The sequence below is a fragment of the Flagellimonas alvinocaridis genome (genome assembly GCF_004916895.1).
Taxonomy (GTDB): Bacteria; Bacteroidota; Bacteroidia; order Flavobacteriales; family Flavobacteriaceae; genus Flagellimonas; species Flagellimonas alvinocaridis.
Genome location: NZ_SNTZ01000001.1, coordinates 441,297 through 466,512, shown reverse-complemented (window position 1 = coordinate 466,512; position 25,216 = coordinate 441,297). Strand labels below are relative to the sequence as shown.

The window sequence follows — 25,216 nt, the reverse complement described above, 5'->3', positions numbered from 1 at the left end:
AAAGGCAGAGTGGTTCATCAAGCTCTTTTTGCTGCCTGTCATACTTTTCTGAAACACAAAAAATCCAATTTGAAGGGATTCATCGCACACTCAGAATGGAAATTGGTATTATAAAAGTGATATGATTTGTACCGAGGGCTAATATTCTGACATCAGACGTCTGATATCTGAATAAAACATACTCATCATTAGACCTTCTTGATTTCATCCTCGAAAAGCAACTCCTCATTGCGTAGTCTAAGAAAGACCTGGGCCGTGGTCACCACATCCAATTCGCAATAGGAGATGATCCTGTCAATATCCTTGCTCTCATAATAGACATCCTTCACCATACTGCCATCCATATCCTCTTTTGGGGATGGAATGCCAAGAATGTGGGCCAGTAATTTAAGGGAGGTATAATGTTTGTAATCTCCAAATTTCCAAAGTTCCATCGTGTCCAGATGGGGAACTTCCCAAGGTTTTTTGCCAAATAGGTCCAATTTATAGGGCAGGTTAATGCTATTGATGACCATGCGGCGGGCAATATAGGGAAAGTCGAACTCCTTGCCATTGTGGGCACACAACAAATGTTTTGCTTGGCTAAAGTGGTCTTTCAGTAATTGCTTGAACTGGTTCAGAATGTTCGTCTCTTCTCCATGGAAAGAGGTTACTCGAAAATTTCGGTTTTCTCCCTTAATCACAAAATACCCAACCGAAATGCAAACGATTTTTCCGAATTCGGCCCAAATTCCGGCCCGTTCATAAAAGTCTTCGGCACTGATCTCGTCCTTTCGTTGGTATTGTGTTTTTTGTTCCCAAAGCAATTGGGTGGTTTCATCCAAATCTGGGAAACTCGAATTTTGGGGTACGGTCTCGATATCCAAAAAGAGGATATTCTCTAGGTTAAGTTTATAAAGCATGGTAGCGTATTAAAAAAGAGTGGTCTGCTTTGCAGGACTCTCATGTTCCAATAACCATTTTTTTCTATGCAGGCCACCTGCATATCCAGTGAGGTCTCCGTTGGTCCCAATAACGCGATGACAGGGAACCACAATCCAAAGAGGATTTTTGCCATTGGCCGAGGCTACTGCACGAATGGCTTTTACATCGCCTAGTCTTTTGGAAAGTTCCAAATAAGAAATGGTTTTTCCAAATGGGATTTCAAGAAGGGCATCCCAAACCTTTTTTTGAAAATCGGTGCCGGAAGGATTCAGCTTGAGGTCAAATTCCTTTCGGGAACCCTCAAAATATTCCTTGAATTGGTAGATGGCGTCTTCCAACACCTCTGGAATTATACCAATAGGTTTTTTATCGTCAAATACAGACACGGAGGCTAGCCCATTTTCATCACCTCTAAATTCTGCAAAACCTATAGGTGTTTGTAAATAAGCAATTTCCATTACTTTATTTTACCTTTAGATTCAATGATTCCCAATCGCTTGGCCCGGGTCTCCCAATTCCTTCTCGCCAACACTTGCAGGTCTTCCACGTTGTCACTTTCGTCCATGATTTCCAATCCCAACAAGGTTTCAATGACATCTTCCATAGTCACCAGCCCACTTACGGAGCCATACTCGTCCACCACCAAGGAAACGTGTTCCCTTTTCTCTACAAACTTTTCAAATAGTTCAGGAATGGGGATGCTTCGGTTAGATACCAAGATTTCCCGTTTCAAGGTGGAAAGCTTTTCCCCTCCTTTTTTATTGATGATGGCCTCCATGAGTTCATCTTTCAGAAAGAAACCGGTTATGTTGTCCATACGACCTTGGTACAAAGGAATCCTTGAAAAACGCAAGGGACGATTGGCTTCAAAAAAGGCTTGGATAGTAGTATCCTCCGAGGCAATTTTCATTACGGTTCGGGGTGTCATCACATCTTTGGCCGATATTTCATCAAACTTAAGGAGGTTCTTGATGACCTTGGATTCCGATTCATGAAAAACCCCTTCCTCATGGGCAATATCGGTCATGGCCGTAAAATCCTCACGGCTTAATACACTGCCATGTTCTCCCTTCGCTCCAATCAACTTGGTGAATAGTTGCAAGACCCATAATAACCCTGTCCATTTGAGGGCAAATACCATGATGCTAAGCGCTTTGCTGGTAAAGTTGGCCAATTGTTTCCAATAGGTGGCCCCAATGGTTTTGGGAATGATTTCCGAAGCCACCAAGATTAAAATAGTCATGATAGTGGAGACAATACCTACCATAAGGTCTTCGGTAAATTGAAACCCTAATATGGTACGTTTTGTGGTTCCATAGAGATCGGCGTAGGCTACCTTGGCCTGTACTCCCACTAATATGGCTCCTACGGTATGGGCAACTGTGTTAAGGGTAAGAATGGCAATCAACGGTTTGTCCACATCTTTTTTTAAAGCTTCCAAGGTGCCAGCATATTCCTTGCCTTCCTGTTTTTTTAGATTGATGAACGTTGGTGTGACGCTCAACAGTACTGCTTCCAAAATGGAGCATAAAAAAGAAAAGAAAATGGAAATAAGGGCGTAGAATAGTAGTAGTCCCATGAATCTAAGTATTGATTCAAAAGTAGCTAAAATTCCATACAGCCAAGCAGTTGCTTACCTTCATTTTATAAACGGGCTACTTAATATCCAGAAAAACTCCAATAGCAAAGGAAGGGTCGGCATAAATAATACGACCATCCAGAGCCCCGCCATAGGTTGCGGATATCCCCCATTTGGGAGAAATATAATAGGCAGCTTCGGCTCCAAGGCCAATAAATTCAACATTGTTGGCAAAAATACTTCCTTGGCTATTTTGGGCACTTAGGGTGCCGTTGTGCATGGATTGTACCACATCCAGTTTTCCGGCGACCCATAGGCGGTTAAAAAATTGCAAACCCAATTCGGCTCCCGTCCGTAATTCGTCCGAGAAGTTCTGGGTTCTGTTGTTGTAGCCTAGATATGCTTTGGCATAGGCAGGGAGTTTGGCAAAGGAAAAGGGTTTGCCTGCAGCTATCCGAACCATTTGGTTGAATTCTCCATCCCCGGTCTGATAACTCCCGTCACTGCCCCCAGAATCGTTTCCAGAGGGTATGCCAAACAGCAATGTGGTTGAAAGGGCCAGTTTTTCATTTTGAATCAGTCCGTAAGTAATACCAAGATCAATATCTCCAATTGAGTTTACCGATTCTCCTGAGGTTATGAGTTCTCCAGTAGTCTTTGAAAAAATATCGTTCTGATAGGTCCGGGAGAAAAAGGGAACATAGCCCACCACATTCCAGCGATCGGTTATGCCATATTCCGCATACAGGTTCAGATTGAACTGCCCTCGGGTGGCATTGGGTTCTATAGCTCCGGTATCCGTGTAATGTTGGTCGGCCTCAAGGTACCATGCAGACAATTTGTAGTATCCGTTTCCTCGTTCGCGCGTCCATTGTCCAAGGACGGTTTGACCAAGTATTAAAAACCCAAATAAAACAAGTTGGTATATTTTCATGGCTGTTCGATGTATGATTCAATTAATGAGACCCTCTCCAACTTTAACATTAAAGGGTTTACACCAATACAAAAGATATTGGTACTCATTGAGGCCAACATCCTCAATGATATAGGTATGTGCCCCTTCAAAAACGGTTACAGCACCCACTTCCAATGCTCCATTGACAGAATTGGGGTTGTTGGATAGATACAAATAAAGCCCAGGTAAACTTGATGAAGCTTTATAATCTGAATTGAAGGATAGGTTGAGGTTGCCCTTATCGGCCCGAAGGGTAAAGGTTCCCTCAAGGGCGTAGGCACTCGTGGTGGCAATGGTTCCATCTCCGTTGGATTCCTCGCTATTTTCAACAGGATCAGAAGAAATGGTAATGGAATCCTCGGCGGTCAACGTGCTCCCGTCAATCAGAATGGTAGCACTAATGGTGGCCTCGCCTTCCGCAATGGCTGTTGCTACTCCTTGATCATCTATGGTGACGATGGATGCATTGGAGGTAGACCAAGTGACCTTTACATCTTCAGGTTGACCAATATTGTTCAAATATGTAGCCGAGTAGGGATGACTATCCGAGATTTGGATACCTGTTATGGGATTGTTGATACGGATTGTGGGCTCCACAAAATCGTCCACGTAATCCTCACCAATACAACTTAAGAAGGGCAAAGCAAGAATAACACAAAAAGAAGTAAGCTTAAAATCCATAAAGGACATTTTTCAATTATTGAATGAATGCCCTTTATTAGTGAGTGCTATTTTGGAAAGCTTACAAAACTTTTCCAAAAAGATTAATTTATGTTTCGACTACTACTTTTTAAGGAGCTTAACCCTCCATATATTTAATCCATGGAAGATGCACGATAAAATACATTTTGCAGTGCTGTCCGAATATTTAGACGATATATTTGGCCATGTTCCCTTGAGGGATAAACCCTGTTCGAAAGAAAAATATAAACCAGCTTGTTTTCTGGATCTGCCCAAACAAAAGTTCCAGTAAATCCAGAGTGACCAAAACTCTCTGGACTTGCCAAGGGAGAGGGATAGGCATCTTCCAAAGCAAGCTCGGAATTGTTAAGTAAGGGTTTGTCGAAACCAAGTCCTCTTCGGTTATCGTTATCAGGATATTGGACCCTGCCAAACTCTTTTACAATTTCCTTGGAGATAATTTGTTTATCCCCTACTGCACCGTAGTTTTCATAAAACATCATGATCTTGGCCAAGTCGTCTGCAGTGCCAAACAATCCTGCATTTCCGGATACCCCACCTTTTAACGAAGCGTTTTCGTCATGGACCCAACCTTTGACGAAAGTCTTCCTGAATACACTATCATTTTCGGTGGGTACAATGGCATTGACATAATTCTTTTTACTTGGATTGTAACCCAAAGTATAACACCCAAGGGGTTTATAGAAATTCTCCTCCAAATAGGTTTCGTAATCGGTGCCGGTGAGTTGTTCTATTAACCTTGGATAGATGAGAAAGGTAAGTCCTGAATACTTGTATTTTTTTTCATCGGAAACCTTGGACCTGTCGATCATACGGTTCATTTTTGCTTCAAAGCGATCACTGATGAATAGGTTCTCATACACTTGTTGCTGAAATTTTTCACTGGGAGTATCCCTTACAAAGCGACGTTTTACCTTCCCATTCTTTTTCATCACTTTCTCCAAGAAGACAATATAGGGCACCAATCCGGCCTGGTGACTCAAAATTTCACGTAGGGTCAGATCTTTTTTATCCTTATGTTTTTTCCATGAAGGCCAGTAGTTGCTAAATGGGACATCCAAATCAAGTTTGCCTTCGTCCACCAATTTCATCAAAGCAGGCAATGGCCCCAAGATTTTAGTAACGGATGCCAAATCATAAAGGTCGTTCAGGGCAACGGGCTGCACACTATCATACGTGTGAAATCCATATGCTTTGTGGAAGATTACCGTATCGTTTTTGGCTACCAATACTTGGGCGCCTGGGAAGGCTTGGTTTTTTATGCCAAGCTCCATGATAGAATCCACTTTTTGGTCGATGTAGGCTTTATCCAATCCCAATTTTGAGGGAAGGGCATGAATCAAGTTTTGTTGTGCAAAAAGGCTGGTTGAAATGAAAATAAAACAAAAACAGAATACAAAGAGGTTTTTCATGAGTTAGTAGGGTTGGTTGTACGTATTTTTTGAATCATCCCAAGGTACGGATAAAGTCTTTAGCAAAATAACTGGCAATGATGCTTGCCCCCGCCCGTTTAATGGCGGTCAATTGTTCCAGCATCACGGCATCATGGTCTAGCCACCCTTTTTCCGCGGCAGCTTTGAGCATGGCGTATTCCCCGGATACCTGATAGACGGCAATGGGCACATCCACCTCATTTTTTATGTCCCGAACAATGTCCAAATAGGGAAGACCCGGTTTTACCATCACAATATCGGCACCTTCATCTATGTCCATTTGGGTTTCGCGGATAGCCTCCAGCCTATTGGCAAAATCCATTTGATACGTCTTTTTGTCCTTGGGCACGTTGGCAATATCAACAGGAGCTGAATCCAGGGCATCCCGGAACGGACCGTAATAGGCACTGGCATATTTGGCAGAATAGCTCATGATTCCCGTATTTTGGAACCCTTCATCTTCCAAGGCTTCCCGAATGGTGAGGATGCGTCCATCCATCATATCGCTGGGGGCCACAAAATCGGCTCCGGCCTGCGCATGGGAGACGCTCATCTCGGCCAATATCTCAGCAGTTTCGTCATTGAGGATCTGCCCTTCGGCCACAATCCCATCATGGCCATAGGATGAAAATGGGTCCAACGCCACATCGGTCATCACCAACATCTGTGGGCAGGCATTTTTGACGGTCTTTATCGCCCTTTGCATCAATCCATTTGGGTTGATGGCCTCGGTGCCTTTGTTGTCCTTGAGCTTTTCATCAACCTTAACAAAAAGCAACACGGAGCAAAGCCCCATTTTCCAAAGCTCTTTAACTTCTTTTTCAAGATTGTCCAAACTCAACCTAAAATAATTGGGCATGGAAGCAATTTCTTCTTTGATTCCTTTTCCTTCCACCACAAAAAGGGGCACTAGAAAGTCGTCTGGGGTCACCAGGGTTTCCCGAACCAATCTTCGGATGGATTCGGAGGCGCGTAGTCTTCTATTTCTAATCAATGGATACATACAGATTCTTAAATTTCAATTTCACCGGTTAGGTAGGGAGCTGCTTTGCCGGAAATTTTTATCCGGTCTCCCAAATATTCACAGATTAAGTCCCCTCCTCTTTTGGAGAGTTGCTTGGCGGTCATTTTGCTTTTGCCCAACACTTCGTACCAATACGGGGTAAGGGACGTGTGTGCCGAGCCGGTCACAGGGTCTTCAGGAATGCCACATTGCGGGGCAAAGAATCTGGAGATAAAATCAACCTCTTGGCCCGGTGCTGTAACAATGACGCCTCTACAATCCAATTGGTTCAACAAATGCAGGTTGGGGGTAATGGCCTCCACTTCTTGTTGGGAGCTGTAGACCATCATAAAATCCGTTTTTCCCTTAAAGGTTTTGATAGGGGTAAGCCCTATGGCATTGTCCAATTCCCTATTGTTCCGAATGGCTACTATTGGGTCGGTGGGAAAATCCAAGGTCATCCAACCGTTGGCCGTTTTTTCCACAGTCAATTCCCCACTTCTGGGAGAATAAAACCGAATGGTTTTTTCATTGTGATTGTAGTAATTGAACAACACATATGCCGTGGCTAAGGTGGCATGACCACACAAATCGACCTCAGTTTCTGGAGTAAACCAACGTAATTCGTAAACCTCACCTTTTTGAACAGCAAATGCAGTTTCGGCCAGATTGTTTTCTTCCGCAATGCTTTGCATAAGTGCAGTATCGAGCCACGCATCCAAAATGCAAACTGCTGCAGGATTACCGCCGAAAGGACGATCGGTAAAAGCGTCGACTTGATATATTTTCTGCTTCATGGGTTTGGTTTCAAACAAAGCTACACATTAAACCCAATTTTTTGGATGTTGCAGCACCTCAATTAATTGCTCTTCTGGACTTCCTTTTTCGGGGTGATGGTCATACCTCCATTGCACATGGGGAGGGAGGCTCATCAAAATACTCTCTATACGGCCATTGGTGCGCAGACCGAAGAGGGTTCCCTTATCGTGTACCAAGTTAAATTCCACATACCTTCCCCGTCTAATTTCCTGCCAATCCCGTTGTTTTTGGGAATAAGGAAGCTCTTTTCTTTTTGTGACGATTGGTATATATGCGTCCAAAAAACTATCCCCAACCTCGGTGACATAATTGTACCAATCTTGCATGGTCATGGTTTCCGTTGCTTTGCAATAGTCAAAAAAGAGCCCGCCAACTCCTCTGGCCTCATTGCGATGGGCATTCCAGAAATACTCGTCACATCTCTTTTTGTAATTGGGATAAAATTCTGGATTATGGGCGTCACAGGCATTTTTACAGGTTCGGTGAAAATGTTGGGCATCTTCCTCAAACAGATAATAGGGTGTTAGGTCCTGACCGCCACCAAACCATTGGTCCACGATGTCCCCATTTTTGTTGTACATCTCAAAATATCGCCAGTTAGCATGTACGGTGGGTACCATGGGACTCTTGGGATGGATGACCAAACTGAGTCCGCAGGCAAAAAAATCAGCATCTTCCACGCCAAAATACTGCTGCATACTTTTGGGAAGTTCACCATGTACCTTGGAAATATTCACTCCACCTTTTTCGAATACATTTCCATTTTCAATGACACGGGTCCTTCCACCACCGCCTTCAGGGCGTTTCCAAATATCCTGTTGAAATTTGGCCTTTCCATCCACCTCTTCAAGTTTTGCGGTAATGGTATCTTGTAGTTTTTGGATATAATCGTAGAATGTGTCCTTCATTGATCGAGTATATGTATGAGTTGTGTTATTAAGCTTTCAAAATCGGTATTGGAATCAACCTTGACCGAAACCAAGGTCATGGATTTCAATAGTTCAATGATTTCACGTTCCGTTTTTTCAGGATTTTCCCGAAATACCAATCTTCCCACGGCATTATTATGGAAATCCATTTTTTTGGCCAATTCGGCATTTGGGAAGGCGTGTTCGTGCCAATCCGTAATTTTTTTGGCCCATCCCAGAACAGAATCCACATTTCGCCGAACATGAAAACATCTTTTGGCAATCAAATAGTTCCAAAGCGCATGTCTGAATGCATTGGCTGGACCATTCTTATGATGCAATCGGCCATAGTTGTCCGTTGATATGCGGATGCAATCCTTGGTGGCTCGAATAGTAGGTACAATGAAAAGCGGGTGACTCATCCCAATGAATATAACTTTCAGTATATTTTTAAAGTCTACCCGTTTCAGTACCGCTATGGGGTTCACGCCTTATATTCTTTTACGGCATCTATGAATGCTTTGGCATTTTCCAATGGTATATTGGGAAGAATGCCATGCCCTAAGTTGACGATATATTTGTCTTTCCCAAATTCATTGATCATTTGAGTAACCCTCTTTTTGATTTCAGCTGGAGGGGAAAGCAAACGAGCAGGATCAAAATTTCCTTGCAGGGTTATATTTCCTCCGGTAAGGTAGCGTGCATTTTTCGCCGAGCAGGTCCAATCCACTCCAACTGCAGAAGCTCCCGATTGCGCCATTTCTTTCAATGCAAACCAACACCCTTTGCCAAAAACAATGACCGGGGCCAAATCTTTCAATGCATTAACGATCTGTTGAATGTACGGCCAGGAAAATTCTTCGTAATCGGTAGGGGAGAGCATGCCGCCCCACGAATCGAAAACTTGGACAGCGTTCACACCTGCTTCTACTTTGGCCTTAAGGTAGGCAATCGTCGTGTCTGTTATCTTTTGAAGCAGTTGATGGGCCACTTCCGGTTGGGAAAAGCAGAGTCCCCGGGCCTTATCGAAACTTTTGCTTCCTTGACCTTCCACACAATAGCAGAGAATGGTCCAAGGAGAACCGGCAAAACCGATAAGAGGGATTTCATCATTCAACTTTTCCTTGGTCAGGGTAATGGCCTCCATCACATAACCCAATGTATCCTGAATATCAGGAACGATAACCTTTTCCAAATCTTCTTTGGAGCGTATGGGGTTTGGGAGGTAGGGGCCAAAGTTCGGTTTCATCTCCACCTCAATGTCCATAGCTTGTGGAATCACCAAGATATCACTGAAAAGTATGGCTGCATCCATTCCGTAGCGTCGAATAGGCTGCACGGTAATTTCGGAAGCCAACTCTGGCGTCTGGCATCGGGTAAAGAAATCGTATTTATGTTTGAGTTCCATAAATTCAGGAAGGTAACGCCCAGCTTGGCGCATCATCCATACGGGTGGACGCTCAACAGTTTCACCCTTCAAAGCTCTTAGGAACAAATCGTTTTTAATCATGTCTTGTAAAATGGTTTATGGCCTGGACCAACACGTTTTCCACGGTCGGTTTATTGGCTATTATGATGTTGTCCGAATGTTTTTTGGCCTCAGCTGCCGTAGTAGTACCAATGCAGAACAGGGTACTGCTGTTTATAGAGTTTTCCAAAAGATAACTTCTGATGCCACTTGGACTAAAGAATAGTATGCCGTCAAAATCCCTTTGAAATGCTCTTGGCACTATATGGGTTTTGTACACCACCACCTCTTTATACCGAATGTTATTTTCAGTCAGTGCTTTTGGTAGGGTATCTCTTCTTTGATTTCCGGATAAAAACAAAAAGGAATCATCGTGATGCTCCTTTATAATATATTGGGCCAATTCCGAGGCGTATTCGGTCATTTTTACCACCCTCAGCCCATTTTCTTCCAAAAGGGCTTTGGTTTTTTCACCAACACAAAAGACCTGAAAATTGGAGGTGTCCCGGTTTTCAATTTTTTTAACGAAAGCCTTGACCGAATTTTTACTGGTAAGGATATAGTGGGTGTATTCCAAAGGAATATTTACATCCAAAAATTCAATTTGAAGTGCATCGTATTCCACCAACCCCAAACCTGAATTGAGGAACAATTCCTTTTGCGGTGAGCTTAGTTTTTTAGTGGAGAGCACTGTTTTCATTTCTAATTTCCTGCATCAATTTATCTCCACCTTGCTGTAAGACCTCTTTGGCACATTGCTCTCCCAGTCCATTGGCTTGGTTCAAGGGAACACTTTTGTTGACGGTGATTTTTTGTTTTCCATCCAATGAAAAAAGAACCCCTTCAAAATGTACCGTTTGTTCTTTTATTTGTGCCAAGGCACCAATAGGAGCGGTGCAACCTCCTTCCAGAGTCCGTAAAAACTCCCGTTCAATGGTAGTGGCCACTTCAGATTCCTTATGATTTAGTTTGGTGAGTGCTTCTCTTGAAAAGGTGTCCTCTTCTTTGGCCACGACCACCATGGCGCCTTGTGCTGGGGCAGGAATCATCCAATCCAATTGCAGGGCATCTTTGGGCAGCAATTTGATCCGTTCCAATCCGGCCTGGGCAAAAATGGCACCGTTCCAGTCGTTCTCAATCAGTTTCAACAATCGGGTATTTACGTTTCCCCGTAAATCCACCACAGTATGGTGAGGGTATTTGTTCAACCATTGGGCTTTTCTGCGCAAACTGCCGGTAGCAATGGTGGCAGGGGCATCGGATTCCAAAAAATTCAATCCCTTGTGCACCAAAATATCGTGGGTAATGGCACGCTTCAATACGGCAACCTGGACTATACCTTTTGGCAATTGGGTGGGAACATCCTTCATGGAGTGTACGGCAATATCTATCTGCCCTTTCAATAGGGCAATATCCAAAGTTTTGGTAAAAATGCCGGTGATTCCCAGTTCGTAAAGGGGTTTGTCCAGTATTTCATCCCCTGTGGATTTAATGGGGACCAATGAGGTGTCGTACCCCAATTCTTCCAATTTTTGCTGTACAGTGGTGGCTTGCCACAGTGCCAATTCACTATCGCGGGTCCCAATTCGTATGATCTTGCTCATTTTGAATCGATTTCTAGCTGAAAGACTTTCTGGATAAGCTCCAGGCTGTCCTCGGTATCCACTTCGGAACTTTTCAGGTGGTTGGCAAACTGTTTGGTGATTTTTTGGATAATCCTGTCCGATATGATTTCGGCCTGATCTTGATTGAAGTCATCTATTTTTTTGGAATGAAAGTCAATTTCCTCGGCCTTCATGGTTTTTAGCTTTTCCTTGAGCGCATTTATGACAGGGGCAAACTTTCGGGTTTCCAACCACTTTAAAAAGTCTTTTTTGACCTGTTCAATAATGGCTTCCGCTTTAGGCACGTATTCCTTCCTTTTGGCCAGGGCATCATCAGTAATCTGGGAAAGTTGGTCCAAATGTACCAAGGAAACATTATCCAGTTCCAAAACATCGTCCGCAACATTTTTGGGTACGGAAAGGTCCAGGATCAGAAGTGGTTTCTTGGGATAGATCAATGCTTTGGAAACGGTGGGCAACTGTGCACCAGTGGCCACCACAAGGATGTCCGCTTTTCGTATTTCGGTCTGGAGATCGCCATAGTCCTTTACGGTCAAATGAAACTTTCCGGCAATATCCTCCGCTTTTGCTCGAGTCCTGTTGATCAGGGTAATATGGTGGTTGTTGGAGTGTTTAATGAGGTTTTCGCAGGTATTCCTTCCGATTTTTCCCGTTCCAAAAAGAAGAATGTTCTTTTCCGAAATATCGGGAACATTGTCCAGAATATACTTTACCGAGGCAAAGGCGACCGATGTGGCTCCAGAGGAGAGTTCGGTTTCGGTCTTGATTCGTTTGCTGGCTTGGATGACAGCATTGCAAAGCCGCTCCAAAAAAGGATTGGCCATGTCTTGTTTTTTGGCGCGATAAAAACCTTGTTTGATTTGACTTATGATTTCAAAATCACCCAAAATCTGGCTGTCCAACCCTGTGCCAACCTTGAACATATGGGAAATGGCCTCATGGTTTTTGTAGACATAGGCTACTTCTTGAAACTCTTCCACAGTTCCCTGTGTTTGGTCGCAAAGCAATTTTATAAGTTGATAGGGATGTTGGGCAAAACCATATAGCTCGGTCCTATTACAGGTTGAAATAGCCAATAGGCCATCAATGCCAAGTCCCTTGGCCTTTGCCAGAATATGGTCTATGGCCGGAACATCCAGACTAAACTTTCCCCGCACCTCAGCATCTGCCTTCTTATAGCTCAGCCCAATGGCGTAGAAGGAATTATGTTTCGAAATGTTGTAATTCCTCATAAAGGATAAAAATCGCAGCACAAAAATAACGGTGCTATGTTTTAAAAAATAACGCTAGCGGTACTATAAATGACCCATGAGATATTTTTTAAGTCAAAATTTTTAAAAAACCACGAAAAACGTTGGTTTTATTGATTACTTTGGTAAGTAAAAATACAATTTAGAGTCATTCTAAATTGAAAAAAGGTAAAGACTTAATTCGATTCGGTCATGAAAAATATCGCCAAAGGTTCCTATGATGAAAATCTAGTAGAAGATGGGTTTTATATCCTTAAGATTCAGAACGATACACAAGAATTGCAAACGGTAGAGCGGGAAATCGACAGCTCATTTATACAGTTCCATTTTTGTTTGAAAGGCAAAACCCGTTTTAATTTTAATGAAGGAAACTATCATTTGGAAGTAACGGAAGAAAACTCTTTGCTGCTCTACAATACGCAAAAGGATTTGCCCTTGAACCTCATAGTTTCTCCCCACTCTTGGTTGCTGTCTGTGGTAATGACCATACGAAAGTTCCATTCCCTTTTTTCCAATGAGGCGGAGTATATCCCTTTTTTGAGCGGTGAGAACAAGGAGAAAAAATACTATTCCCAAGAAATGGTATCACCTGCCATTGCTGTTGTACTCAGTCAGTTAATGAATTACAATTTGCATCCTTCCATCAAACAATTGTATATCAAAGGAAAGGTATATGAGCTGATATCCCTTTATTTTAATAAAACCGAGGATGCCGATCTGGAGCAATGTCCCTTTTTGGCCGATGAGGACAACGTGCGACGTATAAGAATGGCCAAGGAAATCATGATTTCACGAATGGCCGAGCCGCCTACATTGGCCGAACTTTCCCAAGAAATTGGATTGAGTTTGAAAAAGCTGAAAGAAGGGTTCAAACAGATTTATGGGGATTCGGTCTACGGATTTTTGTTCGACTACAAAATGGAGTATGCCCGAAAAATGTTAGAAACCGGAAAGCACAACGTCAATGAAGTGGGTTTGAAAGTGGGATATAGTACCGCCAGTCACTTTATCGCTTCTTTCAAAAAGAAGTATGGCACCACCCCCAAAAAATACTTAACTTCAAACGCATAAAAATCAAAAAATGAAAACTCTTGTACTGTCCCTTTTTGCCATAGGCTTTGCGTTGCAGATTTCCGCACAAGATGCCCCGAACCCAGAAGAAGCCCAAAATGTAAAAATGCCCGAACTAGTCTTGGTCTTCACCAAAACCACAGGATATAGACATGCTTCCATTGAAAAGGGGGTGCAGACCTTACGGGAGTTGGGAAGAAAGAATGGTTTTATTGCACTTCAGACGGATTCAGGGACGGACTTTAACCCTCAAAATCTGGGGAACTACAAATTGGTGGTCTTTATGAGCACCACCGAAGAGGTCTTGGATGATGCCCAACAGAAGGCTTTTGAAGGGTACATTAAAAATGGAGGCAGTTATTTGGGAATCCATGCCGCAGCGGATACCGAGTACGACTGGCCTTGGTATGGAAAGTTGGTAGGAGGTTATTTTGAGAGCCATCCGGAACAACAGCAAGCCAAAATTGATATAGTTGATACATCCCATCCGTCCACAACCCACCTGAACAATGTTTGGATGCATTTTGATGAATGGTACAATTTTAAGGAATTGAATCCTAGCGTTTCGGTTTTGATGAAACTTGATGAAACCAGTTATAAAGGTGGCAAGAACGGAGCCAACCATCCCATTGCTTGGTGCCATGAATATGATGGGGGCCGTGCTTTTTATACAGGTTTGGGGCATACCGATGCCGCTTATGATGACCCTGATTTCAGACAACACCTCTTGGGGGCCATTGAATGGTGCCTAAAACGAAAGTAAAATGGGCCTAGCCACAATAATACCAATATTGCTTTTGATGTTCTTTAGGTAATCCACCAAAGGCTCTTGGGTGATTTCCACTTTTCCATTTTTGCTTGAGGCATGAAGTAAATGCAATCGCCCATCCGGTTGATGTATGGCTATGCCGGTATGGGTAACGTCCAACCCTTTTATTGAAGTTGCCAATGCAATGATGTCCCCGGATTGTATTTGTTGTTCCTTGTTTTCAATCTGGTCTTGGGGCAAGTAGCACAGATTTTGCTTGGCCAATTCTTTTTCCGCTTGTTGAATGATGGCAAAGTTGGTGTCATCGCTCAAAAACGGATACAACGAACGGTGTGTTCCCATAAAATTGATAGGCTTGTTGAGCTCAACTCCTCCCAAATCCGAAGTAATGTCCTTGACCAACCCCTTCTTTTCATTATTCCGAATCCACTCTGTAAAGTAATGTAAACGAGAAGGATAACCTTTTAAATCACCATCCCTATACCGAATGGTCTCCAAGGTTTTGGTGAAATCTTCAAAAGAGTTTTGTTTGGACTTGAGCATGGTTCCAAAGGCAAATACATTTTCTACAAAAGTGGTACAGTCCAAGCCTTGTAAGTTCACTACCAAGGTTTCGGTCTCACCCACTTCAAGGGTTTTTTCCACATAAGGTGTGTCCAAGAAGGATTTCCCAACCGCTACAATCGTATCGCCCAAAAAGGAAGCTTGGGTATTCTGCAAGGCTGCGATTTTGTCCTCAAAAAGGGATTTGTCCTTTGGGGAACAAGTAATTTGCTGGGCGGATGCCATCAACCCTAAAAATAGAAAGGGCAAGAGGGTTTTATATTTCATCACCATATAATGTGTTTTATTCAATCCAAACAAATGCTCCATCAAAAGCATCTTCAACAAAAATAAAGCAGAAAAGAATAAAGGTTGGGTATATCGAATGAAATATAGATTGAATTTAGTTATGGACCATAGAAAAGTAATTGGGTTCTGAAAAGAACAAGTCCGTGCCAAGTTGTATTTTTGGGGACCTAAAACAAAAAGCTGTGCCAAAAGGAGTTTTATTGGTCAATTTGGGTTCGCCGGACAGCCCTACCGCAAAGGATGTTAAACCATATTTGGATGAGTTTCTTATGGACGAGCGTGTCATAGACGTAAACCCCGTTCTGCGAAATATCATTGTACGGGGAATTATCCTCAACACGCGTCCAAAGCGTTCGGCGGAAGCCTATTCCAAGATTTGGTGGGAGGAAGGCTCTCCTTTGATTATCATCTCGGAACGTTTTATGGAAAAGGTGAGCCAACAGACCAGCTTGCCCATTGCCTTGGGTATGCGGTATGGTTCCATGACCATTAAGAACGCTTTACAGGAGTTGAAGGATAAAGGAGTGGATGAGGTGTTGCTGGTGCCCCTGTATCCCCATTATGCCATGTCATCATACGAAACGGTAGTGGTGAAGGCCATGGAAGTGCAGCAAGAGTATTTCCCTAGTATGCAGCTGACCACATTGCCTGCCTTTTATAGCAATCCGGATTACATCAAAATATTGTCCAATAGTATTGCAGAAGGGCTAAAAGGTTTTGATTACGACCATATTCTTTTCTCCTATCATGGGATTCCCGAGAGGCACATTAAAAAATCGGACCCCACTAGATTCCATTGCCAATTGAACGGGGCCTGTTGCAAGGCCAATTCAGTGGCACACCATACCTGTTACAGGCATCAATGCTACGATACTACCGAGTTGGTGATAGCACAATTGGGATTGCCCAGTGATAAAGTGAGCACCTCATTCCAATCCCGATTGGGAAGCGACCCATGGTTGCAGCCTTTCACCGACCATGAATTTGAACGATTGGGTAAAGAGGGGATTGAGCGTTTGGCGGTAATCACCCCTGCCTTTGTGAGTGATTGTCTGGAGACTTTGGAAGAAATCGCCATGGAAGGCAAGGAACAATTTGTAGAGGCCGGCGGGAAAGACTACATCCATGTCCCATGTTTGAACGATAGGGATGATTGGGCAAGTCTTATGGCACAGTGGATCAATACTTGGTCAACAAATCAAACCCTGCCGGAATATAACATCCAATAATTTTTGGAGTACAGTAAAACAAGTCTATGAGCATTGAAAACTTGGAGCACAGTCTCAAAGAAGTACGGGAACAACTCAAAAACCATGAGCTCTACGCACAGCTGGATTCTGTAGAGGACATCAGGACCTTTATGGAGAGCCATGTGTATGCCGTTTGGGATTTTATGTCGCTGTTAAAGGCCCTGCAGCGTGAGCTTACCTGTACGGATCTACCATGGAAACCCGCTTCGGATACCACAGTGGCAAGGTTCATCAATGAGATTGTTTTGGAGGAGGAAAGCGATTTCAATGAGGAAGGAGTGGCCAAAAGCCATTTTGAAATGTATCTGGATGCCATGGAGGAAGTCAATGCCAATACCTCCAAGGTCAAGGGGGTCATTGGAAACTTTGGGAATCTTGAAGCAATCGCAGGGCAAATCAAAAAGGCGGATTTGAATCTGGCTGAAAGGAACTTTTTAGCTTCACTTTTGAGGTCATCAATACCCGAAAACCGCATATCATTGCCGCGGCCTTTACCTTTGGAAGGGAAGAATTGATTCCGGATATGTTTTTGGGTATTATAGAACAATCTGGGAAAAAAGGGCCAGAGCAGTATCCAAAGCTTTCCTATTACCTAAAACGGCACATTGAACTGGATGGGGATGAACACGGACCCATGGCGGTCAAAATGATGAAGATGCTCTGTGGCCAAGATGAACAAAAATGGACCGATGTCGCTGAGTATAGCCAAAGAGCTTTGGAGCATAGAGTGGCTTTATGGGACAGCATCACCAAAAAACTAAGGGAGAACAAAGGTAATTTAATCGAGGCGTTGTAGATTTGGCTCAGATTTACCACACACAAAGCCTTACACCCAAAGAACACCATTGGCATGGCCAAAGTAACCTCTGACGCACTCGGGAAAGAACCCATTGGAAAATTATTGATCAAACAGGCCGTACCTGCATCCATTGGCATTCTGGTGATGTCCTTGAACGTGTTGGTCGACTCCATCTTTGTGGGTAATTGGATTGGCTCCATTGCCATTGCAGCCATTAATGTGGTGTTGCCTGTTTCCTTCTTTATTGCAGCTTTGGGAATGGCCATTGGTATTGGCGGTTCCAGTATTGTGTCCCGTGCCTTGGGGGCCAACAACAAGGAAAAAGCCCTTAAGACTTTTGGAAACCAGATTACGCTGACTCTTTTGGTTACGGTGGTCATGGTGGCCTTGGGACTTTATTTTGTGGACACCTTGATACCGGCCTTTGGAGGCAAGGGTTCCATTTTTGCCCCGGCCAAAATTTACTATACCATTATCCTGTACGGGGTGCCGTTCTTGGCGCTTTGTATGATGGGAAATACCGTGATCAGGGCCGAAGGGAAACCCAAATTTGCCATGGTGGCCATGATCATCCCTTCGGTGGGAAACCTGCTCATGGACTACATTTTTATTTATGTGTTTGATTGGGGCATGCACGGGGCTGCTTGGGCCACTACCGCAGGATATTTAATGTGTTTTGGGTATATTCTCTACTTTTTTCTATCAAAAAATTCCGAACTGAAGATTGGTCTTTCCCATTTTGGATTGGACAGATCCATTCTTCAGGAAATTGGCTCCCTAGGATTTGTGACCTTGGCACGTCAGGCCGTGACCAGTATCACCTATCTGCTCATGAACAATATCCTCTTTAATTTGGGAGGGGAGGCTATGGTGGCGGTTTATGCCATTATCGGCCGGATGCTCATGTTTGCCCTTTTTCCTGTTTTTGGGGTCACCCAAGGGTTTCTGCCAATTGCGGGCTTCAATTATGGGGCAGCACGATATGATCGGGTCAAGGAATCCATATATACGGCCATCAAGTATGCCGCTTTGGTGGCAACCTTGGTCTTTGTGGTCCTCATGGTTTTTCCGGCTGAGATTGCCTCACTTTTCCTGAGCAACAAGCCCCATTTGCCGGCAGAGGAATTGGCCACCAATGCATTTGTGTTGCAGCATTCCCCTTTGGCCATGCGGTTGGTCTTTGCAGCTACGCCAATTATTGCCCTACAATTGATAGGTGCCGCGTATTTTCAAGCGGTGGGAAAGGCCATTCCAGCATTATTGCTCACACTTACTCGACAGGGCTTCTTTTTTATACCGCTCATCCTTTTACTGCCCCAATTTATGGGGGAGATGGGCGTGTGGCTGTCCTTCCCCATAGCCGATGTCCTTGCTACCATGGTCACGGGGATTTATTTGGTGCGTGAGATTAAAACAAAGTTGTCTGGATTAGTTGCATAAGATTGCTTAATTTGGGACAAACATTTTAATCGTCCATGAAGAAAACACTATTGCTCGGTCTAGTGCTAATGGCCGGAATTGCCTGTAAGGAAAAAGCAGAGAAAAAATCAGAAGAGAAAACCACCCACACCCTATTTGTTGGAACGTATACCAATGGAGACAGTGAGGGAATCTACAAATACACCTTGGATGTGGCCACAGGTGCACTTGGTACCCAAGAATTGGCCGCCAAATTGAAAAATCCTTCGTATTTGAAGATTTCCGAGGACAAGGACAATCTCTATGCGATACAAGAGACCGGCGATTTTGATAGCTTGGGGGGAGGCGTTACCGCATTCCGCTTAAAAGATGGTGCTTTGGAAGTCCAGAATAGTAAAGGAACCCAAGGAAATGGCCCTTGCCATGTTTCCTTATCAGAAGATGGCTATTTGGCCGCGGCTAATTATGGCGGGGGCAATGTGGCCCTTTATCAATTGAATGACGATGGGTCGCTTGCCGGGGAACCCCAAGTAATCGACCATAAGATTTTGGATACCACCCGAACCTCCCGCGCGCACATGGCAAAGTTTACCAAAGACGGACTTTTTGTAGCGGATTTGGGATTGGATGGCATAAAGCGTTACAAAAGGAAAGGGGACCAATACGTGGTCGGTGACCAAGCCTCAATCGATTTGGCCGCTGGAGCTGGCCCCAGACATTTTACCTTTGGTAAAGATGGGAGTATCTTATATGTAATCAACGAGTTGAACAGCACGGTTTCCGTTTTTGAAAAAGACAGCCAAGGGTCTTACCAAGAAATTCAAACAGAATCTACATTGGCCGAAGGATATACGGAAAAAAGCTATTGTGCCGACATCCACTTATCCCCTGATGGCAAGTTTTTGTATGGCTCCAACCGTGGGGAGAACACCATCGTAATCTTTGACGTGGATCAAGAATCCGGAAAACTGACCTTGGTGGGCAGGGAGTCGGTTCGTGGTGACTGGCCCCGGAACTTCTCATTGGACCCCACAGGCGAATTTTTATTGGTGGCCAATCAAAGGAGCGATAACATCATCGTTTTCAAAAGGGATGCCGAAAAAGGCACCTTGCAATTCTTAAGCGAGACAAACTTGGGCAGTCCGGTTTGTATAGCCTTTCTGAATTAGTTTTAAGTTATTCGCATCGGTAGGTTATGCCTTTTTTATCAAAGGAAGGGGATGCATTGGGACGAAGTGAGCCGTGCCAAGAATCCCGGTACCATTTATCTTGGTCATCATCACTGCGATAATCCGCTGTAAAAAAGTTGAAATCATCAGTAAAAGTGATGATGATATCTCCTTTTCCATCAGCATCATGCCACCTGCCGGTCATTACTTGATTCTTTAATCGGCCCCAAACCCCTCCAAGTGCGTTTTTGTGTATTAGATAGTAGGCTCCGGCGACTTCATCGCTGTCGATAAGGAGGTCAAACCGACCTATTTCAGTACAATAGTTTTTGGAAATGACGGTGTTTTTTACTTCAGTTTGAGCGTAGAAGAGTTGGCATGCCAGACTGAAAAAGAAGCAGGAAAGAGAAGTTTTGTTGATCATAGTGGCATCAAATTTTAATGCGAATTAATCTGTAGTTCTGCAATTTATCGGGATGAATGATGGTATTGTTTTCCTGATCAAAGTTGTCCAACTGGGAATCTGAAACAAAGTACATGTGGTCATCAAAGGTGGCAAATGTCGTTGGAATGTCCGATGGGTCTAAAAACGACATGATTTTCTTTTCGGACTGGATTTCGGTTCGTTCCGGATTCAGCTCAAATTGAAAGACCCCATTTTGAGACAAGTCCCTTTTCCCGTTGACTATGGCAATTAGCGTGTTCTTATGGAATTTCAATCCGTCGATTCCCTTGAACTCATTGGGTGGGTTCAACAACTTCTTTGATACGATGTCCAAAATGCGGATGCCGGAGGTGTAGGTGGCCAAATAGAGGTACTTGCCATCATCGGATGCTGCGATGCCATTGGAATGTTTGATCTCTTCATGGGTAAAGAAGACCTCCAAGGCCTTTTTAGCCCCGGTTAGGGCATAGAGGGTGTCACTTTCAGAATCGGTGATGTAGGCGTCCCCATTTGGCGTTGTGGCAATATCATTCAGGTAGATCACCTCATCCGAGTTTAGGGTGTACGACGCAATGAATTCCCCTGAAGTAGGATTCATCAAAAGAAGAACGGATGAGTTGTTGCTTTTGGGCAAGCTGTTCCCCAAGGCGAAGAGGGTGTCTCCTTGAATGATCATCCCAAAACCGGAGAGGTACCCATATTCCTTGCTTCCAATAAAGTCTTCGGCATGGGTCCCATCCAAATCAGAACGTACAATTTTTTGCTTCTTTAAACTGTTGAGGTATACCTTTTTGGAGGAAGGGTCAATGGCGATGCCTTCGGGAATCAAATCCTTTTTGAATGTAAGAGGAACGGAATGGGTTTCTTGCGCGCCGGCAAGGGTACAGACCAACAGCAAAAGCCCCACAAACATTTTCATTGAACGAGGATTTTTAGGGAAAATACTAAAATATGGATTTGTTTAGGGAGACATTATCAGAACTTTAAGGTTTAGGGTACTTGTTTGATGCCGGATACATGGGAAGCAATCGCCTTCCATTGCCCTTCCCTTTTTATTAAGACATTGCTGGACTGATAAATGGTTTTTATGGAGTCGTTGAAGATATGCCCGGTCCCACAGATCATGGCCGTGCCGTTTGGCAGGATGTCCAAGCGTTTTATTTCATAAAAAAAGGAATCGTGGGTGCTGGCATGTTCCTTGATCCAGTCGAGTTCTCCTTTTTTATCGGACCAGTTCCCTTGATCGTCGATCATTTGAAAATCGTCTCCTAAGATAGAATCGAGCAAAAGAGTGTCCTGTTCCCGATAGGCTTTGGGCCATTTTACCTCTTTCAATTGGGTCAGAAGTTGGCGGTCTTGCCCTGTGCTATGGTTTAGTCCTGTTTCACCTTCCGTTTTGGAGGTACAGGACCATAGGATAAAACATCCGATGGTTACACTCAGAAAAGTCTTCATGTGTTCAGTTTTTCCAAATGTAGCAGGAGTGATGCAAGACATTTAGCAACACTAGGTAAGCTGCGGGAAAATAAGGGCAGGTCGATGCCGTTAAACCTCCACCAAGTTCTTTCGGTAGGTCCTGCTGAATTTAATTTTGTCCCCATTTTTTAAGTGGAGCACCCCATCACCATTGCTGTTTTTTTGATGGAAATCCATAAAATTCATATTGACCAAATAGGAACGATGCACTCGTTTAAAGGTATTTGAGCCGATTATTTTCTCCACTGACCTAAGGCTTTGGTATTTTACAAAAACCCCTCTTTCCGTATGGAGCACAATGCAGTTATTGCTAGTTTCAATATAGATGATTTCTTCCGGAATCAGTAAAAAATGGGAGCCGTTCCTGGACACTTCAATTTGAATTTTCGCTCCTGGAATGGGTGCGATTGGAGTTTCAATTTTTTGGTTGTGTTCCTTGTTTACAAAGTAAAACAGGAGTGCAAAATAGCAGAATAGGTTAACGGCGATATTGTTGGTGAGCCCTGCATGCAATAGATTGAAATTGGGAGAGGCGCAACGAAATACCACGGTCATCATAAAGACTACCAAAACCTGTCCAATAAGAATGTTCATTGCCGTGGCGGTGATGCTCAACCCTCCTTGAAGGGCCAAGGTTTTTCCGAAAGGTTTTTGCTCCCAGTTTTGGGCCCAAACTTTTATGTGTTGGGCAGAGAAGGTCCAAAAAACAAAACTGGTCACGGCCAAAATGGTCAATTCAGAAAAGCAGGTTGCTCCTAAACTTACTTGGAACATACGCCCAATACCCATATTGAGCAGCACAAAAATCGATATCAGCGAAATGGGCCGGACCATATTTAAAGATACGGATTTTACAACTGTGAAGTCAAGCAAGGAAAATTACCCTGCAAAGTAGACCAGAAGGGCAATGACCGTCAGCCCGAATAGGACGGCAAAGAAAATCTTCCAAGCACTGTACGGACGTGTACCGGAAATCTGTCCATTTTCTCCATTGATAAAGAAATTGTACTCCTTGCCCTTATAGCGATAGGCACTTACATACACGGGCAACAAGATATGTTTGAACGTCTCTTCGGAGAGCTGCATGTCCATATGGGTCACCCGTTGGGTGTCCCCACCAATATCCTGTCGGCACCATCGCATGGCAATGTCACGGGCCACATCTTTGGAATGGAGGTGCCCTTCCTTCAACGGGATGGTATATTTTTCGGTGACAAAGCCTGAAAGAAAACCACTATTGAATGGTTGCAGTTTTTGAAGGTTCCAATGGGCGATTTTTTGGGGAATCCTCCCCGATTTTTGTTGGGATGCCTTGATAAGGGTATCATCCACAAATCCAGAAATCTCCCCAGAAGCAGGATACCATCGGGTTTTGCGAACCTGTTGGGTCACCATTTTGCCGTTGGAGTTCCTGACCCTTCGGGTTTCGTAATAATATTCGCCCCGTTGTCCCGTATAACTTGCCGCAAGTTGGGCATCAAAGGTCCAATAGGGTAAATACAGCCCTTTGGTAAATTGAGGGTCCAAAGCGGCCTTCTTCAGTTTATTGGGTGCAAACCACAAGCGGTTTACCCAATTCTTGAAAATGATAAAGGATTTCTTTTGATCAATCTGAAAGGGGAGCACCGCGCCAGGTAAGATCCAATCTTCCTTATAGGCATCTTCAATCACCAGAGGCATGCCGCAGTATACGCAATGGAGCGACTTATAGTTTTCTTCGACATGTTGATTGGCACCACAATTTTTGCAGTGCAACATGGAGATTTCCTCACTGTGTTTCTGTGAGCCCATTTCTTTAAGGTAGGGGTACAGCTCCAGTTCCTGAAAACCATTTTCGTTTATAGCAATTGATTCCTCATGACCACAATATTCACAATTTATACTGGTGGTCCCAGGCTTGTATTTTAGCTCGGCACCACAGTTGGTGCAGGCTTTTTTTAGCTCGGTTTTTTGGATTTTTTGTTCTTCCATAGTTTCATTTCCGTGTAGGCGGAAATCCATGTCAAAATTGAGAGGCTGTCATTTCGAAGGAGCTAGCGACTGAGAAATCTCAATGTAATTATTTAGATTTCTCAATCGTTGCCCTGCAACTCATTTCGAAATGACAAAATGAGAATTATTGTCCTGGCAATGGCGGCGGCGTGTTGCCTCCCAAGAACGATTTCAATTCTTCCACTTCTTTTAAAGAAGTCCATGCAGACATTCCCTGCTTCCATACCAAACTATCTCGGTTGATGGCCCGCGATGCAAAAAGGGATTGCATTTGCTCAAAGGTCACTGGTCCATGTTGTACCCCGTTGGAGGCATAGTAATATAGGGTTTGTGTTGGCATTGGTGGAGGAACGGAGCCTCCAACAGGCTGGGCGGTTTGTTGTGGTGAGGCTTGGGAGTTTCCGCCCATCATTCCACCCATTTGTTGAGCCAGAACAAAGCCCATACCCATGCCCATTCCGGCTCCAGCGGTCCCGCCTTCGTTTTGGGCAGCGGCCTCAATAGCCTTGGCGGTTTTGAACTTGGTCAATTTGTCCAGATCAAGCTTGTCGATACGGCTGTACTCGAAGATTTCCTTTTTAAGGTCTTCGGGCATGGATACATTTTCGATATAGAATTTTTCCAAGGAAATGCCGACACTTTCAAACTCAGGCGACATGACTTCGCGGCAGGTGTCTGAAAGTTCGGTGGTATTGGCAGCATACAATTCAATGGGCAAATTGGCTTGGCCCACGGTATTTGTAAATCGTGTGGCAATCAAACTTTTAAGGTGCTCGTTGATCTCAAAATTGGTGAAGTTGCTGTCCGTACCTACAATATCTTTGATAAACTTGCCAGCATCCGAAATTTTAAAGGCATAGGTTCCAAAAGCGCGAATTTCAACCAAACCAAATCGGTCGTCACTTAAAGTGATGGGACTCTTGGTGCCCCATTTCTCGTCAGTGAACAAGTGGGTGTTTACAAAATACACTTCGGCCTTGAATGGGGAATTGAACCCGTATTTCCATCCTTTTAAAGTAGCCAAAATCGGTAGGTTTTGTGTGGTAAGGTCGTAAGTGCCCGGTTCAAAGACATCGGCCAATTGACCTTCGTTGATAAAAACGGCGGTCTGTCCTTCACGAACAATCAACTTTGCGCCGTTCTTTATTTCATTTTGATAACGCTCAAACCGATAGGCAATGGTGTCGTCGGTATAGTCGAGCCATTCAATAATGTCAATAAACTCGTTGGTGAGTTTTTCCTTGATCTTTCCAAAAATATCCATGGTAGTGTTTTTTAGGTATTATGCTTTTAAAACTATAAAAAAAC

26 protein-coding genes and 1 pseudogene are annotated in these 25,216 nt (G+C 43.8%); 6 read left to right on the top strand and 21 right to left on the bottom strand.

Annotation, left to right across the window (positions count from 1 at the left end):
• Positions 1–188: 188 nt before the first annotated feature.
• From EZV76_RS02090 to hemA, 14 genes are all read right to left on the bottom strand, one after another.
• Positions 189–902, bottom strand: coding sequence for a 3'-5' exonuclease (locus tag EZV76_RS02090; protein ID WP_136564927.1), 714 nt, complete (start codon positions 900–902; stop codon positions 189–191).
• Positions 903–911: 9 nt separating this feature from the next.
• Positions 912–1,382: a methylated-DNA--[protein]-cysteine S-methyltransferase gene (locus EZV76_RS02085; RefSeq protein WP_136564926.1), complete on the bottom strand. Its 471-nt coding sequence runs from the start codon at positions 1,380–1,382 to the stop codon at positions 912–914.
• A complete protein-coding gene (locus EZV76_RS02080; RefSeq protein WP_136564925.1) occupies positions 1,382–2,503 on the bottom strand; it encodes a CNNM domain-containing protein in 1,122 nt (373 codons plus the stop codon). Before EZV76_RS02080 ends, EZV76_RS02085 begins: the two co-directional genes overlap by 1 nt.
• Before the next feature lie 76 nt (positions 2,504–2,579).
• Positions 2,580–3,437 carry a hypothetical protein gene (locus EZV76_RS02075; protein ID WP_136564924.1) on the bottom strand — a complete coding sequence of 286 codons (858 nt, stop codon included), beginning with the start codon at positions 3,435–3,437 and terminating at the stop codon, positions 2,580–2,582.
• Positions 3,438–3,455: 18 nt separating this feature from the next.
• Positions 3,456–4,139, bottom strand: coding sequence for an Ig-like domain-containing protein (locus tag EZV76_RS02070; protein ID WP_161594380.1), 684 nt, complete (start codon positions 4,137–4,139; stop codon positions 3,456–3,458).
• Positions 4,140–4,273: 134 nt separating this feature from the next.
• Positions 4,274–5,572: a serine hydrolase domain-containing protein gene (locus tag EZV76_RS02065; protein WP_136564922.1), complete on the bottom strand. Its 1,299-nt coding sequence runs from the start codon at positions 5,570–5,572 to the stop codon at positions 4,274–4,276.
• A gap of 34 nt (positions 5,573–5,606) precedes the next feature.
• Positions 5,607–6,596, bottom strand: coding sequence for a porphobilinogen synthase (gene hemB / locus EZV76_RS02060; protein ID WP_136564921.1), 990 nt, complete (start codon positions 6,594–6,596; stop codon positions 5,607–5,609).
• Positions 6,597–6,604: 8 nt separating this feature from the next.
• The gene (locus EZV76_RS02055) at positions 6,605–7,393 is read right to left on the bottom strand and encodes a PhzF family phenazine biosynthesis protein (protein WP_136564920.1); all 789 of its coding nucleotides are present in this window, start codon (positions 7,391–7,393) and stop codon (positions 6,605–6,607) included.
• A gap of 27 nt (positions 7,394–7,420) precedes the next feature.
• Positions 7,421–8,323 (bottom strand): oxygen-dependent coproporphyrinogen oxidase, encoded by a 903-nt coding sequence (gene hemF, locus EZV76_RS02050; protein WP_136564919.1) that lies wholly within the window; start codon positions 8,321–8,323, stop codon positions 7,421–7,423.
• The gene (locus EZV76_RS02045) at positions 8,320–8,745 is read right to left on the bottom strand and encodes a DUF6973 domain-containing protein (protein ID WP_136564918.1); all 426 of its coding nucleotides are present in this window, start codon (positions 8,743–8,745) and stop codon (positions 8,320–8,322) included. The genes hemF and EZV76_RS02045 overlap by 4 nt, the downstream gene beginning before the upstream one ends.
• Before the next feature lie 62 nt (positions 8,746–8,807).
• On the bottom strand, positions 8,808–9,833 hold the full coding sequence (gene hemE, locus EZV76_RS02040) for a uroporphyrinogen decarboxylase (protein WP_136564917.1): 1,026 nt from the start codon (positions 9,831–9,833) through the stop codon (positions 8,808–8,810).
• Complete coding sequence (locus EZV76_RS02035; RefSeq protein WP_136564916.1) at positions 9,826–10,491, bottom strand: uroporphyrinogen-III synthase; 666 nt, start codon at positions 10,489–10,491, stop codon at positions 9,826–9,828. The genes hemE and EZV76_RS02035 overlap by 8 nt, the downstream gene beginning before the upstream one ends.
• Positions 10,469–11,395 carry a hydroxymethylbilane synthase gene (hemC, locus tag EZV76_RS02030; protein ID WP_136564915.1) on the bottom strand — a complete coding sequence of 309 codons (927 nt, stop codon included), beginning with the start codon at positions 11,393–11,395 and terminating at the stop codon, positions 10,469–10,471. Before hemC ends, EZV76_RS02035 begins: the two co-directional genes overlap by 23 nt.
• On the bottom strand, positions 11,392–12,648 hold the full coding sequence (hemA, locus tag EZV76_RS02025; protein ID WP_136564914.1) for a glutamyl-tRNA reductase: 1,257 nt from the start codon (positions 12,646–12,648) through the stop codon (positions 11,392–11,394). Before hemA ends, hemC begins: the two co-directional genes overlap by 4 nt.
• A 210-nt stretch (positions 12,649–12,858) precedes the next feature.
• On the opposite strand from hemA, the gene EZV76_RS02020 reads away from it, so the two are divergent.
• Together EZV76_RS02020 and EZV76_RS02015 are read left to right on the top strand one after the other, a co-directional pair.
• A complete protein-coding gene (locus EZV76_RS02020; RefSeq protein WP_136564913.1) occupies positions 12,859–13,737 on the top strand; it encodes a helix-turn-helix domain-containing protein in 879 nt (292 codons plus the stop codon).
• Between the two features lie 10 nt (positions 13,738–13,747).
• Entirely contained in the window at positions 13,748–14,500 is a 753-nt protein-coding gene (locus tag EZV76_RS02015) for a ThuA domain-containing protein (protein ID WP_136564912.1), read from the top strand.
• Here the strand turns inward: EZV76_RS02015 and EZV76_RS02010 are convergent.
• Positions 14,486–15,337: an N-acetylmuramoyl-L-alanine amidase-like domain-containing protein gene (locus EZV76_RS02010; protein WP_136564911.1), complete on the bottom strand. Its 852-nt coding sequence runs from the start codon at positions 15,335–15,337 to the stop codon at positions 14,486–14,488. The two genes, EZV76_RS02015 and EZV76_RS02010, sit on opposite strands and share 15 nt — an antisense overlap.
• 203 nt (positions 15,338–15,540) lie before the next feature.
• Here EZV76_RS02010 and hemH point away from each other — a divergent pair, with 203 nt between their 5' ends.
• The 4 genes and pseudogenes from hemH to EZV76_RS01990 all read left to right on the top strand — a co-directional run bounded on the left by hemH (position 15,541) and on the right by EZV76_RS01990 (position 19,995).
• Complete coding sequence (gene hemH / locus EZV76_RS02005) at positions 15,541–16,587, top strand: ferrochelatase (protein WP_136564910.1); 1,047 nt, start codon at positions 15,541–15,543, stop codon at positions 16,585–16,587.
• 26 nt (positions 16,588–16,613) lie between these two features.
• A pseudogene (locus EZV76_RS17500) lies at positions 16,614–17,404 on the top strand (DUF3050 domain-containing protein).
• A gap of 54 nt (positions 17,405–17,458) precedes the next feature.
• On the top strand, positions 17,459–18,847 hold the full coding sequence (locus tag EZV76_RS01995) for an MATE family efflux transporter (protein WP_136564909.1): 1,389 nt from the start codon (positions 17,459–17,461) through the stop codon (positions 18,845–18,847).
• A 35-nt stretch (positions 18,848–18,882) separates the two neighbouring features.
• On the top strand, positions 18,883–19,995 hold the full coding sequence (locus tag EZV76_RS01990; protein WP_136564908.1) for a lactonase family protein: 1,113 nt from the start codon (positions 18,883–18,885) through the stop codon (positions 19,993–19,995).
• Between the two features lie 7 nt (positions 19,996–20,002).
• Here the strand turns inward: EZV76_RS01990 and EZV76_RS01985 are convergent, their stop codons facing one another.
• The 6 genes from EZV76_RS01985 to EZV76_RS01960 all read right to left on the bottom strand — a co-directional run bounded on the left by EZV76_RS01985 (position 20,003) and on the right by EZV76_RS01960 (position 25,172).
• The gene (locus EZV76_RS01985) at positions 20,003–20,419 is read right to left on the bottom strand and encodes a hypothetical protein (protein ID WP_136564907.1); all 417 of its coding nucleotides are present in this window, start codon (positions 20,417–20,419) and stop codon (positions 20,003–20,005) included.
• Between the two features lie 7 nt (positions 20,420–20,426).
• Positions 20,427–21,359, bottom strand: coding sequence for an SMP-30/gluconolactonase/LRE family protein (locus EZV76_RS01980; protein WP_136564906.1), 933 nt, complete (start codon positions 21,357–21,359; stop codon positions 20,427–20,429).
• 71 nt (positions 21,360–21,430) lie between these two features.
• Positions 21,431–21,895: a DUF4440 domain-containing protein gene (locus EZV76_RS01975; RefSeq protein ID WP_161594379.1), complete on the bottom strand. Its 465-nt coding sequence runs from the start codon at positions 21,893–21,895 to the stop codon at positions 21,431–21,433.
• Between the two features lie 90 nt (positions 21,896–21,985).
• Positions 21,986–22,750, bottom strand: a complete 765-nt coding sequence (locus EZV76_RS01970; RefSeq protein ID WP_136564904.1) for a LytR/AlgR family response regulator transcription factor — start codon at positions 22,748–22,750, stop codon at positions 21,986–21,988.
• 45 nt (positions 22,751–22,795) lie between these two features.
• A complete protein-coding gene (locus EZV76_RS01965) occupies positions 22,796–23,887 on the bottom strand; it encodes a TFIIB-type zinc ribbon-containing protein (RefSeq protein ID WP_136564903.1) in 1,092 nt (363 codons plus the stop codon).
• A gap of 145 nt (positions 23,888–24,032) precedes the next feature.
• Positions 24,033–25,172 (bottom strand): SPFH domain-containing protein, encoded by a 1,140-nt coding sequence (locus tag EZV76_RS01960; protein WP_136564902.1) that lies wholly within the window; start codon positions 25,170–25,172, stop codon positions 24,033–24,035.
• Positions 25,173–25,216: the final 44 nt, after the last annotated feature.

Excerpts from the sequence above, each read along its gene's own strand:
- hemB (WP_136564921.1), bottom strand. The coding sequence starts at position 6,596 with ATGTATCCATTGATTAGAAATAGAAGACTACGCGCCTCCGAATCCATC.
- EZV76_RS02055 (WP_136564920.1), bottom strand. The coding sequence starts at position 7,393 with ATGAAGCAGAAAATATATCAAGTCGACGCTTTTACCGATCGTCCTTTC.
- EZV76_RS01985 (WP_136564907.1), bottom strand. The coding sequence starts at position 20,419 with ATGATCAACAAAACTTCTCTTTCCTGCTTCTTTTTCAGTCTGGCATGC.
- EZV76_RS02015 (WP_136564912.1), top strand. The coding sequence starts at position 13,748 with ATGAAAACTCTTGTACTGTCCCTTTTTGCCATAGGCTTTGCGTTGCAG.
- hemA (WP_136564914.1), bottom strand. The coding sequence starts at position 12,648 with ATGAGGAATTACAACATTTCGAAACATAATTCCTTCTACGCCATTGGG.
- EZV76_RS01965 (WP_136564903.1), bottom strand. The coding sequence starts at position 23,887 with ATGGAAGAACAAAAAATCCAAAAAACCGAGCTAAAAAAAGCCTGCACC.
- EZV76_RS01960 (WP_136564902.1), bottom strand. The coding sequence starts at position 25,172 with ATGGATATTTTTGGAAAGATCAAGGAAAAACTCACCAACGAGTTTATT.
- EZV76_RS02035 (WP_136564916.1), bottom strand. The coding sequence starts at position 10,491 with ATGAAAACAGTGCTCTCCACTAAAAAACTAAGCTCACCGCAAAAGGAA.
- EZV76_RS02045 (WP_136564918.1), bottom strand. The coding sequence starts at position 8,745 with ATGAGTCACCCGCTTTTCATTGTACCTACTATTCGAGCCACCAAGGAT.
- EZV76_RS02020 (WP_136564913.1), top strand. The coding sequence starts at position 12,859 with ATGAAAAATATCGCCAAAGGTTCCTATGATGAAAATCTAGTAGAAGAT.
- hemC (WP_136564915.1), bottom strand. The coding sequence starts at position 11,395 with ATGAGCAAGATCATACGAATTGGGACCCGCGATAGTGAATTGGCACTG.
- EZV76_RS01980 (WP_136564906.1), bottom strand. The coding sequence starts at position 21,359 with ATGAAAATGTTTGTGGGGCTTTTGCTGTTGGTCTGTACCCTTGCCGGC.
- EZV76_RS02065 (WP_136564922.1), bottom strand. The coding sequence starts at position 5,572 with ATGAAAAACCTCTTTGTATTCTGTTTTTGTTTTATTTTCATTTCAACC.
- EZV76_RS01970 (WP_136564904.1), bottom strand. The coding sequence starts at position 22,750 with ATGGTCCGGCCCATTTCGCTGATATCGATTTTTGTGCTGCTCAATATG.
- hemF (WP_136564919.1), bottom strand. The coding sequence starts at position 8,323 with ATGAAGGACACATTCTACGATTATATCCAAAAACTACAAGATACCATT.
- EZV76_RS02070 (WP_161594380.1), bottom strand. The coding sequence starts at position 4,139 with ATGGATTTTAAGCTTACTTCTTTTTGTGTTATTCTTGCTTTGCCCTTC.
- EZV76_RS02090 (WP_136564927.1), bottom strand. The coding sequence starts at position 902 with ATGCTTTATAAACTTAACCTAGAGAATATCCTCTTTTTGGATATCGAG.
- EZV76_RS01990 (WP_136564908.1), top strand. The coding sequence starts at position 18,883 with ATGAAGAAAACACTATTGCTCGGTCTAGTGCTAATGGCCGGAATTGCC.
- EZV76_RS02085 (WP_136564926.1), bottom strand. The coding sequence starts at position 1,382 with ATGGAAATTGCTTATTTACAAACACCTATAGGTTTTGCAGAATTTAGA.
- hemE (WP_136564917.1), bottom strand. The coding sequence starts at position 9,833 with ATGATTAAAAACGATTTGTTCCTAAGAGCTTTGAAGGGTGAAACTGTT.
- EZV76_RS01975 (WP_161594379.1), bottom strand. The coding sequence starts at position 21,895 with ATGAAGACTTTTCTGAGTGTAACCATCGGATGTTTTATCCTATGGTCC.
- EZV76_RS02075 (WP_136564924.1), bottom strand. The coding sequence starts at position 3,437 with ATGAAAATATACCAACTTGTTTTATTTGGGTTTTTAATACTTGGTCAA.
- EZV76_RS01995 (WP_136564909.1), top strand. The coding sequence starts at position 17,459 with ATGGCCAAAGTAACCTCTGACGCACTCGGGAAAGAACCCATTGGAAAA.
- EZV76_RS02080 (WP_136564925.1), bottom strand. The coding sequence starts at position 2,503 with ATGGGACTACTACTATTCTACGCCCTTATTTCCATTTTCTTTTCTTTT.
- EZV76_RS02010 (WP_136564911.1), bottom strand. The coding sequence starts at position 15,337 with ATGAAATATAAAACCCTCTTGCCCTTTCTATTTTTAGGGTTGATGGCA.